This window comes from Aestuariivivens sediminis (assembly GCF_022662105.1).
Lineage (GTDB): Bacteria > Bacteroidota > Bacteroidia > Flavobacteriales > Flavobacteriaceae > Aestuariivivens > Aestuariivivens sediminis.
On record NZ_JAKMCP010000001.1, the window covers coordinates 381,643 to 399,788 of the forward strand.

General features: G+C 35.8%; 8 protein-coding genes and 1 pseudogene. 3 read left to right on the plus strand and 6 right to left on the minus strand.

Annotated elements, in window-relative coordinates:
* Positions 1 to 275: 275 nt before the first annotated feature.
* Complete coding sequence (locus tag MR054_RS01690) at positions 276 to 4,364, plus strand: hybrid sensor histidine kinase/response regulator transcription factor (RefSeq protein WP_242155539.1); 4,089 nt, start codon at positions 276 to 278, stop codon at positions 4,362 to 4,364.
* 163 nt (positions 4,365 to 4,527) lie between these two features.
* Here MR054_RS01690 and MR054_RS01695 read toward each other — a convergent pair whose 3' ends face one another.
* The 5 genes from MR054_RS01695 to MR054_RS01715 form a co-directional block, all read right to left on the minus strand.
* A complete protein-coding gene (locus tag MR054_RS01695; RefSeq protein ID WP_242155541.1) occupies positions 4,528 to 5,940 on the minus strand; it encodes a purine-cytosine permease family protein in 1,413 nt (470 codons plus the stop codon).
* A gap of 20 nt (positions 5,941 to 5,960) precedes the next feature.
* Positions 5,961 to 7,109, minus strand: coding sequence for an alpha-hydroxy acid oxidase (locus MR054_RS01700; protein WP_242155543.1), 1,149 nt, complete (start codon positions 7,107 to 7,109; stop codon positions 5,961 to 5,963).
* A gap of 121 nt (positions 7,110 to 7,230) precedes the next feature.
* Positions 7,231 to 8,610, minus strand: a complete 1,380-nt coding sequence (locus MR054_RS01705; RefSeq protein ID WP_242155545.1) for an FGGY-family carbohydrate kinase — start codon at positions 8,608 to 8,610, stop codon at positions 7,231 to 7,233.
* Positions 8,610 to 9,890 (minus strand): sugar isomerase, encoded by a 1,281-nt coding sequence (locus tag MR054_RS01710; RefSeq protein ID WP_242155547.1) that lies wholly within the window; start codon positions 9,888 to 9,890, stop codon positions 8,610 to 8,612. Before MR054_RS01710 ends, MR054_RS01705 begins: the two co-directional genes overlap by 1 nt.
* Positions 9,891 to 9,986: 96 nt before the next feature.
* Positions 9,987 to 12,092, minus strand: a complete 2,106-nt coding sequence (locus tag MR054_RS01715; RefSeq protein ID WP_242155549.1) for a bifunctional aldolase/short-chain dehydrogenase — start codon at positions 12,090 to 12,092, stop codon at positions 9,987 to 9,989.
* Between the two features lie 314 nt (positions 12,093 to 12,406).
* Between MR054_RS01715 and fbp the strand changes: the two are divergent.
* Both fbp and MR054_RS01725 read left to right on the plus strand, forming a co-directional pair.
* A pseudogene (gene fbp, locus MR054_RS01720) lies at positions 12,407 to 13,422 on the plus strand (class 1 fructose-bisphosphatase).
* A 97-nt stretch (positions 13,423 to 13,519) separates the two neighbouring features.
* On the plus strand, positions 13,520 to 14,566 hold the full coding sequence (locus MR054_RS01725; protein ID WP_242155559.1) for a GntR family transcriptional regulator: 1,047 nt from the start codon (positions 13,520 to 13,522) through the stop codon (positions 14,564 to 14,566).
* Between the two features lie 238 nt (positions 14,567 to 14,804).
* Here MR054_RS01725 and MR054_RS01730 read toward each other — a convergent pair whose 3' ends face one another.
* Positions 14,805 to 17,432, minus strand: coding sequence for a T9SS type A sorting domain-containing protein (locus tag MR054_RS01730; protein WP_242155561.1), 2,628 nt, complete (start codon positions 17,430 to 17,432; stop codon positions 14,805 to 14,807).
* Positions 17,433 to 18,146: the final 714 nt, after the last annotated feature.

An 18,146-nucleotide genomic window follows, 5' to 3' on the forward strand; every position in this document is an offset into this window, starting at 1 on the left:
GTAATTTTAGCATACTAGTTTGTTAGGCTCAATAAAAGACATCGAGAATACAATTAATCAAATTAACTCAATTTTATAATCAAATATAGTTTTAAAATATGTCTTACTTTGGTGCAAAATTGTTCAAAAGGGGATAAAAAATGGTCAGTTTGTGGGTAATAATTGTTCTTTGCTGGTTTTCAAAATTAATGCCAATAATAGGAGAATAATTATTTTGTAATATTGTTCATATGAAAGCATGTCGGATATTAGCAATAATCTGCTTTTTATTTTGTGTGAATTTTAATATCAACGCACAAAGCAGAAGATTTCATCATATTACTTCTAAGGATGGACTTTCCCAAAGTGAGGTTTACTGTTTTTTAAAAGACAGCAGAGGTTTCATGTGGTTTGGTACCGTTGATGGGCTTAATCGTTTTGACGGATACAATATTAAAATATTCAATACGGACAGAAATAATCCAAATGCATTAACAAATAATACAGTTCGTAGTCTCGTTGAAGACAAGTTGGGGAGAATATGGATCGGTACTGACGATGGGCTAAACATGTATGACCCTAATACAGAATCCATTCACCAAATAATTCCCGTTTCTGTTTCAAGCCAGAAGTTAAATATTAGTACGCTTTTAGAATATGAGAATTTTTTATTTCTCGGTACTGGTCATGGCTTATATAGGATTCAACTTGTTGAAGACTTAACCAAGCTTAATCAAAACAAGTTACAACCTATAAGTTTTGATTTTGATACAGAAGGATCCTATGTCAATATTATCAATTTAAAGGAGTGCAGTCTTGGTGGCATTTGGATGCAGACCAGTGGTTTGGTGCGACAGATTATTGTAGAACCCCACAGTGACAGGGCTATAACCATCGAAAGTCCGATTTTGGATTTTTCGTATAATTTTTTTGATCTGGCCGAAGACGCTTCGAATAACCTTTGGGTTACAAGCAACGGTAATGGTTTAATAAGATATAATTTAATTACCAAAGAATTGACGACTTATAATTCATCAGTATCAAAATTTGGTCTGTCGTCCCTAAAATGTTCAAGTATTACTAGAGATGCGAAAGGCAATATATGGGTTGGCACCCTGGATAATGGTATTAATCTCATTAAATCTGATCAGTTAAACAGCAATCAAATAAAGTTCGAGCATATTCAACACAATCCTTACCGGCCAGCGAGTTTAAATTCCAACCTTGTTCGTACACTTTACGTTTCCAGAGACGATATCTTATGGGTTGGTACCATTGGAGCCGGAGTCAATTATTTTGATTCAGAACAAAAAGTTTTCAACCATTTGAAAATAAACACTTCAACAGGTAATGGTTCAAATTTCATCCGAGCCGTTTATTTAACTTCCCCTAAAGAAATATGGGCTGGGGTACATAGCAATGGACTGTATCAAATTAACCGTGAAGATCATACTGTAATTAAATTGGGATTGCGCAATATGACCGTGTTCTATATTGCACCTTACAAGAACAATCAATATTTCATTTGCTCGGATCAAGGTTTATATTTGGTTGAAAAGCACTCAGATAAGATTACTATTCTTAGTAATGTAAAAACATTTGCTACATTTTATATAGTCAAGGGTAGAGATAATATATTTTGGTTAGCTTCGTTTCAAGGTTTATTTCGCTTTACAATTGTTAATAATGAAATTAAAGTAGATAAAAGTTATCCCTTAAAGACTTCTGAAACCGCCTCTCCACAAAACTGTAGGGTCCTTTATTATAATGATAATACAAACGAATTGTTGGTAGGCACGGAGGGCGGGGGGCTCCATATACTAGCGCTCAATGAACAGCAAGAAGTTGTACTTAATAAAAAATATAAAAGTAACCTGACGGAAGGATCAATCAGCAACAATTACGTAAGATCTATTATTAAAGACAGCCAGGGAAATTTTTGGATAGGAACCTATGAAGGATTAAATAAGATTTTAAATTATACTTCTACTTCAGAAGATATTTCATTCAAGTGTTACGCAAAGAATGATGGCTTACCGAACAATATGATCCATTCAATTATTGAAGATAATGAGCAATGTTTGTGGATTGGAACTAATAATGGCCTTTCTAAATTTATTCCTTCTCGCAATCGCTTTCAAAATTATTTTGAAAGTGATGGTATTCAGAGCAATGAATTTTCAGAGCATGCTGTTTACAAGACTGATGACGGGGAAATTATTATAGGTGGAATTAACGGTATTACAACCTTTTACCCAAACGAGATAACAAAAAGCACAAGAAGACCACAAACCACTGTTACCGACTTCTACATAGATGACGAACGCGTAAAACCAAATCAGAAGATTGGAAAAAACACCCCTTTAAAAAAAGGAATTGCTATTGCCGATACCATATTTTTGCTTCCGAATCAAAATAATATTGGATTTGATTTTTCATCCATGTTATATCCTAATGTCGACAAAATAAAATACGCCTTCATGTTAGAAGGCTTTGATAAAACCTGGCAATATACCGATGAGACTACAAAATATGCCAATTACACCAATCTAGACCATGGAAAATATACCTTTAAAGTAAAATCCACTAATGGTGACGGTATGTGGGAAGAGAATGCCAAAGCGCTATTTGTTCATATTAAAACACCTTTCAAATATTCTTGGTACGCCATAGTGCTATATGTAGTTGTAATTATTTTAATACTCGTATACTTCTCTTACTTCTCCATAATAAGATACACCACTAAAAATAAGTTATTGTTAGAGCAGGAGCACAATCAAAAAGTTCAGTCTCTAAATAAATTAAGAACCCAATTCTTTATTAACATATCGCATGACCTAAGAACACCCTTAACTTTAATTCGAGGGCCTCTTGAAAGTATACTTAAAGAGGAAAACCTAAGTAATGACATTCAGGATAAATTATTGTTGATAAAAAGAAATGTGAAAAGGCTCAATTACCTAATTGAACAATTATTGGATGTAAGACGGGCAGAAAAAGGGAAATTAGTTGCACAAATTCAAGAGCAAGACATCGTTGGGTTTACTAAAAAGGAAATAGCCCACTTTACTTATGCGATTGACAAAAAGAGATTAAAATATAGCATTGTTAGTCCGTCGAGTAAGTTGGTTATTGGTTTTGATTCTGGCATGTTATCAAAGATTTACTTTAATCTTATTTCAAATGCTTTGAAGTACACCGAAAGCGGAGAAATAAAAATTTTAATTGAAGAGGTAAGAAAGGACGATTATAAAATACTTGAAGAATCCAATTTTATGTCCTTCGTAAAGGTCGAGGTTCGCGATACAGGTAAGGGGATTCCACAAGAAAAATTATTAAAGGTTTTTAATCGTTTTTATCAGGAAGACACAGCGTATGGCAAGGGTTATGGCATAGGTCTATCACATACCCTTCAGCTTGTTGAAGCCCACAATGGGTATATTGAAGCTGAAAGCGAATTAAATGAAGGAACAACCATTCGGTTTTTTATTCCATACGCGAATTATCCTGTTGTTGAGAACACAGGACGTGTAGCAAGTGAAGATGATATATATAGACAAGATGATACTGAAGTTGTTCATAAAAACCCCGAGCCAATTAAAAATGGAGCCAAGACGATTCTCATCGTTGAGGATAATGCAGATATGAGGGCTTACATAAAATACGAGCTAATAAAAGAATATAATGTGTTAGAAGCGGAGGATGGAATTAAGGGCGTTGAAATAGCAGAAAATTATGATCTAGACCTTATTGTTAGTGACGTGATGATGCCAAATATGGATGGAATGACCTTTTGCCACCACATTAAAACTAATCTTGAAACAAGCCATATTCCAATAATTCTATTAACAGCAAAAACAGATAAACAGTCTAAATATAAAGGCATTGAGACCGGTGCAGACGATTATATCCCCAAACCTTTTGAAATGGAATATTTGGTTCTGAGAATAAAAAACTTACTTCAGTCCAGAGAACAACTAAGAAAAATATTTCAAACCAGAGGTACTTTGCTGGAACCTTCATCTGTTACCGTTAACTCTATTGATGAGAAATTTTTAGCGGATTTGATGCAAGCTATAGAGGCAGGCATCCCAGATTCAGAATTCAATGTAAGTTCATTGGAGAGCAGTTTGGGTATGAGCCATTCTAATTTCTATAGAAAGGTAAAAAGCTTAACAGGCCAGTCCGGCAAAGACATCCTGAACGAAATGAGAATGAGCAGGGCCAAGCAAATTCTTATGGAAAATAGTGAGGTAAGAATCGATGAAGTTGCTTATACGGTAGGATTTACTAATCCCAAATATTTTGGAAAAAGTTTTAAAGAGCAATTTGGTATTTCTCCGACAGAGATGAAAAGAAAGAAAACACACCATGATAATTCATAATATTTAAAAATAATATTGAATCTTCTAAAAAATCAAATACACATAGCTTATCTGAAGTGAATCATAATTTAATTTAGGACATTATATAGTAATTTAAATGGATTTAAAGCGTGTTAAATTGGAATCTCATATTACTTTAAAACTGTATTGAATGAAAAAAGACTCAACTCCTTTTTTGAAAACGTTTACTAAATACTAAAAATAGGATCCCACATAACAGCCAAGCCGGAAGGGTAACGAAAGATAAGAACACCTCAAATTTTATGGAAATAAAATAAAAAATCCCAAAACTCACGGCCCACGCCCAAAACACCGATTTGTTGAAAGAAAGATTCGCCACCTCAGCATAGTTCTTAATGATACCAACTCTTTTGTGGTAAAAATGTTCAAATACAATGACAGCACCAAAAGGGGCCAAAATAAATCCATACAAAGCAACAAATCCTAATAACTTCATGGCAAAAGCCGGAAATAACCCTGCTATGGTCGCTATCGTTCCTGCAAGTAGGGTCACTTTAAAGGTAGACAGTTTGGGTAAAATGGCCTGAAACGCCAATCCTGCCCGATAAATGGTTGGATTTGCGGTGGTCCATCCGGCCAAGACTACAGCAATAATTCCAAATATTCCAATGGCATTATGGGCCAAAGGTCCTGGTGCCACCGGTGGCGCTTCGCCATTATTCAAAAAAGCTTGAGCTTCAGGAGACTTTAAATAAACGGCATATAATAGTGCTGCAGCTATCCAGGCCATATAATGCCCGACATACATTCCTGCCGCCGTAGTCCAACCCGAATGGGCTTCTTTCGCATATCTGAACACGGATAAATCGGACATCCCCACATGCATGGCGGCATTCGCAAACCATGACCAGATAACCACATGCCAGAATGTGAATTTTATTTGTCCGGGAAAGGGGTCTGATCCTTCACCCCAAATCTTCCAAAATTCCGCAAAACTCGAAACCCCCAATTGATCCAGAGCAACAACCCCGCAAGCTATAAAAGCGACAACAATAACGGGCGACATCCAGTTTGCCGCCTTCGATACGGTATCATACCCTTTGGCAGCGATGATGGATATCAGCGCCCCAATGAGTATAACGATAACAATCCAAGTGGTTCCATTGGGCAATGTATCTGTGAGTTTTGGCATGGGCATATCAAATGGGATACCCACCGCCGTAGCAGAAACCGTAATCATGGCACCTGCTAAAAAGCAAAATAAAACCCCATTGGCTAAATTATAGCCGGTTACCAAAGTTTTACCACATATTTTTTCCAACTGATAGTATAAAGTCAGTCTGTTTTTTACCGCGATTTCTGCAGTTAGAAAACGCCAGCTCAAAACCGCCAGTAAATTTCCGAGAAGTAACCCAACAATTAAATCGAAGGCACTAACACCTGCTGTTAAAAATAAGGGGCCGATCATAAATTCTGTTCCGGCTGCATGTTCTCCGGCATACATGCCTATAAAGCTCTTCCATCCCTTTAATCTTGATTGTGGCACCGGTGTTCTTTCAAATTCTCCTCCGGTCAGGTGTTCCAGCATTTCTTCTTCTTGGTGATATTGACTCATGCTTTTGTTTGGTTTTTAAATTATTTTATTAAATGTTTGGGGAAGTCAGTCGTCTTTTCACAACACAGTTGCTCCATCACTTGCTGTAATTCTGTTTTCAACAGAGAAATGGTATGGTGCCCTCCTCTTTTCCCAAGTGCCGATACACCATACATGAATGAGCGCCCCATAAAGGTGAATTTGGCGCCACTGGCCATGGCCCTGGCCACATCGGGACCGGATCGCAGACCACTATCCATCATCACTTCTATACGATCTCCATAGGTCCTGGCAATAGTGACTAATGGCTTTATGGTCGATTCTCCCGCATCCAGCTGACGCCCCCCATGGTTCGAAACTATAATCCCGTCTATACCGAGTCGAATGGCCTCTTCCGTGTCGTACTCCGAAGTCACACCCTTAAGCACCAACTTACCTTTCCACATATCGCGAATGGGCTTTATCTTTTCCTCATACAACCGACCGCTAAAGGTGGCATCCATAAACTTACCCAACTGTTTAAGATCCAGTCCCTTAGGCATATAAGGCTTTAAGGTTTCAAAACCAGGTTGTCCATGTTTTAAGGTTTGCAAGGCCCAATGGGGACGTCCGAATACCTGAAGAATATTGCTTAAGGTCATTTTTGGTGGCATGGCTAAACCATTTCTAATATCCCTGGGTCGAAACCCAAAGGTTGGTACATCACACAATATCACTAGCACAGGACAACCTGCGGCCTCTGCGCGTTTAATGATATCATCCCGTAATCGGTCTTCGGTGGGATGGTATAACTGAAACCAGGATTTCCCCTCGGTGAGTTCAGCGGCTCTTTCAATACTGGTGGTGGTTACTGTGCTTAAAATAAAAGGAATATTATGCTCAAAAGCGGCCTTGGCCAATATTTCAGCAGAATTGGGCCACATTAATCCCTGAAGCCCTACCGGTGCGATCCCGAATGGGGCATCATAGTCCATACCAAACAATGTGGTCTTTAAAGAGGATCCATGATGTTCCTTAAGATAGGTCGGTTTTAATTGAACTTCTCTTAGCTCTGTTGTGTTTCTTTTGATATTCACATCCTCATTGCAGCCGCCATCCAAGTATTCAAAGGCAAACTTTGGAATTTTCTTTCTTGCCTTGGTACGCAAATCTTCAACAGATGGATATCGGGTATCAAAAGGTATGGTCATAACTACAATTTAAATTTTTGTCTGAGTGCTTTAACCTGACAGGGATGAATTGTAACCATGTCACCTAAGGAATGACCCAAAACATTGGATTTGGAAATAAAGACCTTATTGGTAATTAATTTCATAAAACTTTAACTATAAAAGGCACATGTTTTTTAAGTGCGTAATTTTCCTTAAGAAATTTTGAATTAAGTTTAGTATCTGATATGGCCATGGCAGCCCCTAACGCTGAGCCTAATGAAGCGTTGGTTGTACTTAATCGTTTATCTCTGAAATAATGAGATAACAGTTTTATGTAGATATCATTATCACTAAATCCTCCATCAATATATATATGGGCGATATTATTATCTCCTAAGGCTTCTTTAATGCATTTCACCTGAAGCAAAACCAATTCAATCATTAATTGATGATAAGCATGCTCATATTTATCATAGGAAAAATAGGTTTTGGCGGGCATATTATTATCCTCAAGGCTATCCCATTTAAAACAATATTCGAAATCCTGGATTAATTCAAAATAAATATCATAATCAAATTTTATGGAGCGATGGTAGCTGTCCTTTACCCCAAAATGTTTATCCAATTTAGCTACTTGTATCTTGTATTCATTACCGAGAAATAGTCTTGTGGCTTTAACAGGCTTTCCACTAATCCTCATATAGTTAATCGTATCTTTATGGTCTTTGTTCGATGGAAGGGCGTTTTCTATAAAAGGATTAAAAACAATGCTCCATGTTCCGGTAGAAACCAATATGAATTTTTTCTTAATACTTCGAACGTATGGTAAAAGTGCGGCAGAACTGTCATGAATACCCACACCAATTCTAATGCGTTTACCATTGTAGTTCATGTTGGTGCTAGTTTCGGCCGAAACTATTGGCGGCAAAATCTTGTTTAACTGTTCTTTATAAACCCACTCATGGTAATCCTTTTTACTGTAGTCCCATAACGCGGTATGACAGCCAATACTGGTATATTCAGTTAAAGGTATTCCTGTAAAAATGTAGCTTAGATACTGTGGTAAATGCAAGGCATATTTAATCCTATGGAACACCTCAGGTTTGGTCTGCTTCAACCAATATAGTTGTATCCCGGAATTCAGCATACCTAGATCTGCGCAACCCGTAGTGCTTAAAAACTGTTCTCTAGGACCATATTTTTTAAAAAATGACGTTCTAACATGCTCAGGTAATGGTTTTGTATAGTTATATAAAGGTGTAACAGGTGTACCACTCGCATCTAAATGCACCAGGCTGGCACCATAAGTTGAAAAATTAATGGCCTTAACATTAAACTTTTTTGATTCGAGAATGCTATGAAATACGTTCTTTAGCCATTTTTGCAGTTCAGGGAGGTTTTCGGTAGGATGCCCATCTTCATCACATATTTCCTCAAATGAGATATATTCTTTATGAACCTCTTTAAAATTTTTATCAAAGAGAAAAAACTTTTTGTTGGTTTTACCAATATCAAAGACCGCTGTTACTGTTTTCATCATTATAAACCTGTTGCCACCGTATGTTTACCTCTCTCTTTTATTAAGTTGCCACGAACATCCAAAAAACGATAGGCATCAATTGGATTCAAGGCCCCTCCTGCACTTAAACGGGCTCTTTCTATAAGTGGTCTTACATCGGTTCGGTATGCCCCTTGCAAAATCTCCTGACATTTTACGGCATCGTTTTCCAACTGGGCGCCTTTCAGTGCTTCCTGATCCACCAAAAGGGCTTTAGCATAAGCCTCCTGGATGGCTTCCAATGATTGTATAAGGTCCTCCAGGGGATCCTTCACATTATGACTGGCATCGATCATCCATGCCAAATCCGGATTCTTAGGGTTGTTGTTCATCCCATAAACTAATTCATTAAAGATCAAGAACAGGGCATAGGGTTTAATACTTCCAACTGTTAAATCGTCATCGCCGTATTTACTGTCATTAAAATGAAAACCACCTAACTTCCCTTTTAACATTAAAATAGATACTATTTGTTCAATGTTAGAATTAGGGAGGTGGTGTCCTAAATCAACCAGTGTATATGCCTTTTCTCCACATGCATTTGCCAACATAAACGAGGTCCCCCAATCTTGGATGACGGTACTGTAAAAATGGGGTTCATAAGGTTTATATTCTATGAGCATGCGCCAATCATTTGGAAGCATCTTGTAGATATCCTTAAGACTGTCCTGTGTATTTTGAAAAGCCGTTTGAAAGTTATTTTGTCCCGGAAAGCACGATCCATCTGCCAACCAAACGGTCAAACTTTTAGAACCCAATTTTTCTCCAATATGAATGACCTCAATATTATGCTGTATGGCCTGTTCTCGAACAGCTTTGCTTACATTACTCAGGGACCCGTATTTATAACTTTCCTTCGCTTTTTTCTGATCTTGAAAGGTATTAGAATTTACAGAATCAAAATTAATATTCAAAGCCTCTGCTTTCTGTTTAATCGCCTTATAATCTGATGGGATATCCCAGGGTATATGCAAGGATACGGCCCCGGCAGTCTGGGTTAACTTATGTAGTATCCCAACATCTTCCACCTTTTGCTCTAAGCTTGTGGGTTCTCCAAAATATGAGAACCTGCCAAATCGTGTCCCACCGGCCCCCAATGCCCAACTTGGAATAGCGACTTGAAAGTCTGTTAATTTTGCTATAATCTGGTCTACATCATATCCTTTTTTACGCAAATTGTTACCCAAAAAATCGAAGTTATCGTTATGATAATTTATACTTCTTTTGTTGAAATCTGCGATTTGATCTTTTTGTAATTTCATTATTGATTGTGTTTTAAATAAAATAAACTCCCAAAAACCCCAATCAGAATTCATGGAAGCTTATTTCAACTCAACTACTAACTAACTCAAATGTTATTATCGTACAAAGGCATTTGCCATACCACCGTCGACGTTAATGATGTTACCCGTCGTTTTTTCTAATATGCCCACACAGGCAAATACCCCATTAGCGATATCTTCCGGGTATATAATTTCATTTAATAAATTCCTCTTGGCGTAGTGCGTCGGAAGGTCATCTACCGATATGCCATAAGCTTTGGCCCTTCCTTCTGCCCAATCGCCTTCCCATATTTTACTTCCAATGATTACTCCATCTGGATTAATGGTATTAACCCGAATATGATCCTTACCCAATTCTGCAGCTAATAAACGTGTCATATGTTGCTGTGCAGCCTTTGCAGTACCATAAGCCACGTTATTAGGACCGGAAACCAGGCCATTTTTACTGGCAATGGAGATAAAATCTCCACCCAAGTTTTGCTTTCGCATGATATCAACACCCTGTTTTGCAAGTTCAAACTGACCTTTAACCAATATATCTTGAAGCATATTCCAGTCCTTATCGGTTGTTTCTTCCAATGGTTTAGAAATCGCCATTCCCGCACTATGGACGATAATATCGACCCCCCCAAATTCCAAGCAGGCTTTGCTGAATGCTTCAGCAATGGATGCTGAATTCGTTACATCACAAACGGCATAAGTAGAACTATCTCTTTTATAAGTAGCATTAGCTTCCATTAACCTATCTTCAACAATATCGGTTAACACCACATTGGCGCCTTCTTCCACTAATTTATCTGCAATCGCCTTTCCAATTCCTCCTCCGGCACCTGTAATCAAGGCCACTTTCCGAGACAAGGGCTTTTCTTTTGGCAAACGTTGTAATTTGGCCTCTTCTAACAACCAATATTCGATATCAAACGCTTCTTGTCTGGGTAAAGAGGTATAGGCACTAATCGCCTCTGCGCCACGCATCACATTAATAGCATTGATGTAAAACTCGCTTGCTACGCGTGTAGTTTGTTTATTTTTAGCAAAACTGAACATGCCAACCCCGGGATAAATAATAATAACAGGATTAGGATCCCGCATTGCAGGACTATTTGCCCTTTTGCAGGTATTATAATAATCGGCATAGTCTTGCCGATAGGCTTCAAAAGCAGGTTCTAATTTCATTAATACCGCCTGTGAATCTGATAAGTCTTCGTTTTTATCCAAATCTAAAACAAGTGGTTGAATCTTTGTTCTTAAAAAGTGATCCGGACAGGAGGTCCCCATGGGTGCCAATCTGTCCAGATCATTGCTATTAATATATTGCATGACAATTTCAGTATCAGAGAAATGGCCAATCATTCTGTTTTCGGAGGAGCATAGCCCTCGTAGCAAGGGCATTAATTGTGCCGCCTTTGCCTTGCGCTGATCCGCGGGAAGACTATCCACTTTTTGCCCCCCAAACACACCGCCGTTTTCCTTTATTTTTTTCTCTATGTATTCTGAGGCCATTTCAATTACCTCAAGACTATTTACATAGCACTCATACGAAGTATCTCCCCAAGTGAACAACCCATGGCTTCCCAATACGATACCACGAATCCCAGGATTAGCCTTCAAACAGTTTTCCAACTGAAGCCCAAGATCAAATCCTGGACGTTGCCATGGTACCCATCCCATGGTATCACCCCAAATTTCTTTGGTCACTTTCTCACTATCTTCAGCTGCAGCCACAGCAATGAGGGCGTCAGGGTGTAAGTGATCTATGTGCTTAAAAGGTAAAAGTCCATGTAAAGGGGTGTCTATTGAAGGGGCCTTACTATCTAGATCATAAATACAATGGTTGAACAAGCCAACCATGCGGTCTTCATCTTGCAGTCCACCATAAACCTTTTTCAAATCCCTTAGTCGACTCGTGTAAAGGCCTGCTATGCCACTTCGGTTTAAGGTACCAATATCACCTCCAGATCCTTTTACCCACATCACTTCTACCGCTTTATTGGTCAATGGATCTTTTTCCATTGTTTTACAACTGGTGTTGCCGCCGCCATAATTAGTAATTCTTAAGTCAGCTCCAAGTATATTCGATCTATACAAAAAGAGATCCACTTGATTATCACCCATAGAATCTGCTTTTTGCTTATCCCACAAGTAATCTACATATTTAAAATTCTTTACAGTTTGATCCATATTTTATTAAAATAATATATATCCCAAAAATATATTTAAAAACTCCGTTCTCTATCCTGTACTATACTGCAAAATCTGAATTTGTATTTAAAAATATACATTTTTATTAAAATCCGCTTAGTAAATTATTGTTATTCAAACACTTATTGCATTTTTTAAATGTTTTTTAGACGTATATTAAATAAAGGATTGGCATAAAAAGCCAACGCTTTATAACTGATAAATAAATTTGTCAGGACAGAACAGGATTCTTTACTTGTTTTCAAAACTTAATTTTGATGTTCATTTATTATATCAAACTATAAAAACGTCTAATGCATAAAAATTATATTACTCTTGGAGAATTCATCATCAATAATCAGCAAGGTATTAAATACTCCTCAGGAGAGCTCTCTAAATTAATTAATTCTATCAGGTTAGCCGCTAAAATTATAAGTCATGAGGTTAATAAAGCAGGGTTAGTTGATATTTTAGGAGCTTCTGTTGAAACTAACATACAAGGAGAAACCCAACAAAAGTTAGACGTTTATGCAAATGGAGTTTTTAAATCTGCCTTAATAAATAGGGAAATTGTATGTGGTATAACTAGTGAAGAAGAAGAAGAAGAAGATTTTATAACCATTGAAGGAAAATACAAAGCACATGATAATAAACATATTGTTCTTATTGACCCATTGGACGGATCTTCAAATTTAGATGTGAATGTCTCGGTAGGCACTATTTTTTCAATATATAGAAGAGTTACTCCTCCTGGAATGCCCGTTAAGAAAGAAGACTTTTTACAGAAAGGTAATGAGCAAGTTGCGACAGGTTATATAGTTTATGGCACCTCAACAATGTTAGTTTATACTACTGGCAATGGTGTAAATGGTTTCACTCTTAACCCTGCACTCGGAACTTTTTATTTGCTACATCTTAAGATGAAATTTCCTGAATCTGGTAATATTTTTTCAATAAACGAAGGTAATTATGCTCATTGCTCTCAAAGTGTTTAAGATCATATTAAATATTGTCAAGCCGAAGAAGAAGACAGACCTTACAACTTTAGACACATAGGTTCAATGGTATCAGATTTCCATAGAAATCTGATAAAAGGAGGAATATATATTTATTCACAAGCACTAAATATCCTAATGGTAAATTACGTTTGTTATACGAATGCAATCCTATAGCTTTTTTAACCTAACAGGCAGGCGGTAAAGCAACAGATGGAATTAAAAGAATCATGGATATAAAACCCAAAGAACTACATGAAAGGGCGCCAATTTTTTGTGGAAGTTTGAAAATGGTAGAAAAAGCAATATCATTTATTAAGAAATATGGAAGTTAGCTATAATGATCACCAAATTTTTTTTTAAACCGATAGTTTACTACTTTTTTTTAATTTAATCTTAACTTGTAATAATCAATTTTTTAATTCTTTTTTAATGGAAATATATAAGTACATAAATATTGATGAAAATTCAAGAATACCTAAATACCAGCAAATTATTGATTCTATCATTGATAATATCTCTAAAGATAATTTCAATATAGATCAAAAATTACCATCTATTAATAGTTTGAGTGAAGAGTTTTATCTCTCTCGAGATACCGTAGAAAAGGCCTATGGCATTCTAAAAGAAAGAAATATCATAACGTCAATTCCTGGAAAAGGTTTTTATATTTCTCGAACAACATTAATATCCAAAGTCAATATTTTATTCCTAATAAATAAATTAAGCAATTACAAACTAAAAACTTACAATCATTTTATAAACAAAATTGGGACAAATTCCCATACAGATTTACATGTTTATCATTGCGACGAAAGTTTGTTTTTAAATTTATTAGAAAAGAACAAATCTGCTTATGACTACTATGTTATCATGCCACATTTTAAAACCGACTCTTTAAGACATGTTAGTTTTACAGATAAAGTTATAAAAGCCTTAGAAAAAATAAAACAGGAAAAATTAATAATACTAGATAATATAAAACCAGAGCTAAATGGTGCATTGGGAGAAGTTTATCAAGATTTTGAAAAAGATATTTATAATGCACTAAATGAAGGGGTTTCAAAAATAAAGAAATATAAAAAAATTATGCTCATATATCCAGAGAAGGCTCTATATCCCTATCCTGGACGTATTTTACATGGATTTAGAAAATTTTGTGCAGAACATAAGTTGGACTTTGAAATTTTAGAGAAGGTTTACGACGACATGGTTTTAAAAAGAGGGGATTTATTTATTACTATTGAAGAAGCTGATTTGGTTAATTTGGTAAAACAAGTAAGGGATAATGAATATATAATTGGAAATGATATAGGCATTATTTCTTATAATGACACACCTCTAAAAGAACTTTTTGGAATTACCGTAATATCAACAGATTTTAAAGTAATGGGTGAAACGACAGCTGAAATTATTTTAAATAAGAAAAAATTAAAATTAAAAGTTCCTTTTAATTTTATTGAAAGAGATTCTCTCTAATTTTTTTATAACATTTTACATTTTTGACCACATTACATAAAATGGAGTTTATTATTTCACTTTCTATATTATGATACTACTTTTAAAGAGATTCTTAAAAACGATTTAATATATTGAAAAATAAGATAATTAAACGCATAAACTGGATTTGATCAAAAGTTGTTTCTTAATAATAAAAAACCACTAAATACTCAGTGGTTTTTTTAAAATTTTCGATATTCGATATACAGATTAAACCCTATTTTGTAATGATCATTTTACCAGAAGTTGAAATGCCTTCAAGACTTAAGGTGTAAAAATAAAACCCTGATGGTAATTCATTAGCTTTAAATCTAATACTATGACTACCTTTATTTTTATATTCACTTATAAGAGTAGATACACAAACACCATTTATATTATATACTTTTATAGATATTTTACCACTGTTAGGCAATACATAGGACAGTGTTGTCTCTGATCGACTAGGATTAGGATAATTGTAAATCTTCATAGGACTTTTATTATCTATATCGATGGTTTCAGTATTAAGCTTTACTGTAGCTAATTTTGATTCTAACTGTGATGCCGGAATAAACCTTACCATATCATACACAAATCGTTTTCCTCCATATTGGGCATTATTATAAATCCCACTAATTATAATAGGATCAGCCGTAGTGTGATTATGTTTTCCATCTAACCTATAGAAGCCAGACCATGATCCCTTAGAGTTACCTCCAACATAACTACCACCTTGATTAGAGGCTTCTCTATTTTGATTAATAACATCATTTGTTTCAATTCCTTTAATGCTGTATTTGGCATGAGTAACATTTACGTTATCATTATCCAAATAGTCCCAAGAAACTTCAACATAATAGTCTTCTTCCAACAAATCCGAAAAAACGTTTGGATCTAATTTAGCGGCAAAAGAATTACCATTGGTAACTGAATATTGATAGCCAAGACCTTGCATACCCCAATGGTGTCCTAAACCTTGTTCTCCACTACTTGAAACAGATAAATTTGGAAAAGCTTCGAAATTTGAAGCAGATCCTAGGGAAGTATTATCAATGATTGGGTAATCTGATAAAAGGATGGCATCACTTTGCATAAACTCTTGTCCACCAATAACAGGGGCATCTTGAGAAATCCTGATTCTTGTACCAGGAGTGATATTAATCTTTTTATTACCTAAAAGATACCATCCCGAAAAGGTGTCATCTGGATGACTTATTCCATCTGCATGTATCCACTGATTTACTGTGCCATTGTATTTGTTTTCCGTATAATCATAAACCCTATACCTTGCGGCATTAGATCTAAAACCTCCATTTTTGTGCCACATAACATAAATATATTTTGAAGTTCCAGAAAATGCGCCAAGATCTCTTTCTGCCCATGCTGTTTCATTAGGTATAGACATAACCGTACCGCTATTTAACCAAGTTTGCCCAGTGACATTCCATGGTACGCCAGCATATATCCACCCTTGACCACTTCCAGTCATGATTGCCATAGTATCCTCTGTATCTCTATAAGATGGTTGCGCTATTGTTTCTATACGATCTGTCGTACTCCACGAGAAATAAATTAAATATCCGTCTGGATCTTCAGAAAAACCTGCTGCTGGACTTTCATTACAAGTTCCTGGATTTGTCATAGGCCATCTTTGTCCAACTTGCTCTCTTACAACGACTGCTGATATTAAACAGGAACCAGTGCCTACGGAATATGTAACCTTTGGTAGTTTGTATACACCTGGAGTCGGGTATTCAGCAGTTAAGCATGGTAAGTACAATTCGTGTGAGTATACAGATAAAAGATCTTTAGGTATTCTTATCCAACCATGTACGGTACCATTTGTAACATCAGCTGAAATATTACCTGTAAACGTTAAAGTATCATCTACTTCAATCGTCAATGGTGTTCCACTGCCACCAGAAGTCCAATCTCCTTCACTCATACCAATTTTAACACTGGAATTCTCGCTCCAATCGCTTACAACAGTAGTCACGGAAGGATCATACATAGCCAACCAACTATCTCGGGTAAGCGTAAAATAAACATTACCATCAACTCCCATAGAGGGAAACTGAGGATAATCTATACCTTGCAAAACATTAGTAGCTTGACCATTAGAAAGTTGTATTTTTACTAAAAGCCCGGTATTTGCATTATCTCCCTGATTGGCCTCGGTACATAAATATAAAAACTCATCGTTATTGTCTATAACAAGTCCTCTACTTCTCCATATGCCACTGTTTATAATCGTAGTAACTGTTCCATTTGGCGCTCTTTTTTTAACACTACCTGGGATTCCGCTTTCTGGAAGACCATAAATACTAAAGTAAACCGTACCATCTGATGCCACAGCAACTCCTTCCGCCGGACCCTGCAGGTTGTCTACAAGTATCTCCACAGAACCATTGCTTTTGTTCCACCTGCTAATACGGGACGGTGATTCCGTAGCAAAATAAACATTTCCACTTGCGTCGGTTGCTATTCCTCTTGGCCTTGTAATTCCAGTAACAATATTTGCTTCTATTCCATTAGGGTCAATTTTTGTTATCATTGCTGGATTACCTACATCACCCAAATCACGCCCGATAAAAAGGTTTCCCGAATCATCAAATGCAGCGCCGTACATTCCCTGAAGCCCTATTCGTTTTACTTCTACTACTCCATTTGCATATACCCTTCTTAACATTTGCCTGTTAAATTCTGTAAAATAGATCGTGCCATCTGGAGCTGCGGCACACCCATATGAATAGTGCACTGGTGTAATTAACCTCATGCCTTTTGGGACATCAATTAATGGTTGACCTTGTGCTAATAAAAAAGATAAAACACTAACGTAAACAAAACAGTAAAATTTTTTCATAATTAATTAATTTAAGACTAGCTTTTTTGTAGTCGTTTATAATTTAGCACACAAAAGTTTGTGCCACTACTACACTGTGGTTTTTGTAATTTATTGTATGAGAGCCTTTTGTTTGAGATTCGTTAAAAAATTCTGAAACGGCAACACCAATTTATTTAGTTGATAAAAGATTCTGAATTTGCAAATTTTAAATCACGTTAAAACTATAAATGGCTAATCAAAAAACTATCCTGCACAATCCTGCTTTATTTATCATAAATTTCACTTAATTAAAGTGTCTGCTGAATTTTTATCGTTAATAAACCCACCTTGTTGAATCAACCATTTTGAAAAGTAAAAAGAATACTTTTTAATTCATTTGTATTAACGAAATTTCTAGAATTCGAAATGACAAAAGAATACTGATAGAATTATCATTAATATTTCTAACAATAAGTTAATTATGTCTTCAATAAACAAATTCCAAAAAGAATTTTATCTATCCGCAGATACCATTTAGAAAACGTAGTATATATTAAGAAAAAAAATTAAATGACTTTAAAGCAAACTTATTGTATACAAAGAACAACGCTTACTTATAAAACTGATATCCTATTCTTAAGCCACCATTATAAGTGACTTTCATCACTTTATATTTTTAAATAATAACAGGATTGTACAGGATGCTTTCTATGGAATCGCTCAATATATTTGAAAAATAATTTATAACTAAGG